1 pseudogene is annotated in these 319 nt (G+C 44.8%); it reads right to left on the minus strand.

What is annotated here, in order from left to right:
* A pseudogene (locus A3735_RS10110) lies at positions 1-319 on the minus strand (ketol-acid reductoisomerase); the annotation flags it as partial.

Here is a 319-nt window from a genome sequence, read left to right on the forward strand (position 1 = left end):
TCCATGGCATCATCTTACGAAGCTCACCACCAACCTGCTCGATTGGGTGCGCAGCATTGTTACGACGGTACGCAGTCATTGAAGGATAGTTTGTTGCACCCTCTGAAATGAACATTTTCGCATACTCACCATTCTGAATACGCTTAAGCGCATTACGCATCGCTGCACGAGACTCTTCGTTAATAACTTCTGGGCCCGTTACATACTCGCCGTATTCAGCATTGTTTGAGATTGAGTAGTTCATATTGGCGATACCGCCTTCATACATAAGGTCTACGATCAACTTCATTTCATGCAAACATTCGAAGTAAGCCATTTC

The organism is Oleiphilus sp. HI0061 (assembly GCF_001635675.1).